General features: G+C 42.4%; 1 protein-coding gene. It reads right to left on the minus strand.

Annotation, left to right across the window (positions count from 1 at the left end; genetic code table 11):
- The coding region (locus ACEN36_RS12985) for an IS5 family transposase (RefSeq protein ID WP_407103304.1) at positions 1–1,121 on the minus strand (1,121 nt) is incomplete at both ends.

A 1,121-nucleotide genomic window follows, 5' to 3' on the forward strand; every position in this document is an offset into this window, starting at 1 on the left:
TTTTCTCGATTTCGATAGATCTTGTCGGCAAGAACCCGCTCAGGATAACGTCCGTTTCGATCGTAGAAACGGCGGACAGCTTGAACCAACACAGAAGCTTCATTGTAGGCATCAAAACTGGTCTTTTCAATCCGTGCCATCCCATTTGAATCGATACTCAGATCTAACTTCGCGCCGAATTCAACTTTTGCTTTGGCTTTCCCTCGAACAATAGGTCGCAGCCATGGTTGAGAAAAGCTGACAATCCGGTCTTTTACGGAATGCGTCTTTTTATCGAACATTTCCTTCTGCTGGTCATAGATACGACAAATAACTTCGAATGTTTTTTGTTGTTTCTCGTTCAGTTTGATTCCATGCTCGAGATAGCCTTTGATGTAATCGATATCTCGGCGCACATATCCAAGCAGCTTCCGTATTTTAGGGCGCAACCATTTGGCTGACTTTCTTTTGCGGCGAACAATTGACAAATAGTCTTTTCTAGCTTTCTTGCGATACATACGAGGCTTAGAGAATCCGTTGGTTTCACAAATGTCGTCTACCATCTTTTCTGCATGCGTACGTGCTTCATTGAGCAGTTCTGTATCCGTAGGATACTTGATTTTTTGAGGTGCACAAGTTGCATCTAAGATCAATGTTCCGGCATTCCCTGAATCATTCGAATCTGTATCGTCATCAGTGTCGTTATCGTTATCTTGATTTTCTTTGTCTTTGGCTAAGGCGTACTCAGTAATTTTTTCATTGATCTCGGTCAGTGTAACAGCGTCCAAGCGTTTGCGAAAATAAACCATCGTCGAAGAGTCGAATGGTTTTTCCTCTTGATAGCCGGGCAAGCCGATAAAGAATTGAAGATAAGGGTTTTCTTGGATCTGAAGGACAGTCTCTTCATCAGAATAACCGTATTCTATTTGAATCAAAAGGGCACCCAGAGCCATACGAAGCGGTTTGGCGACATTGCCTTTTTGATTGCGAAAGTTCTTGGCATAGCCTTTTTCCAGTTCAGCCCAAGGGATCCATTCCGCTTTTTCAATCCATCTATTTTTCGGGTTCATTTTTAGTCCCATTGGTTGGTTGAAGTCTTCGAAAGCGATTTGTGAATACGGTTGTGATTTATACATGTTTCT

Source organism: Desemzia sp. FAM 23989 (genome assembly GCF_045528345.1).
Taxonomy (GTDB): Bacteria; Bacillota; Bacilli; order Lactobacillales; family Carnobacteriaceae; genus Desemzia.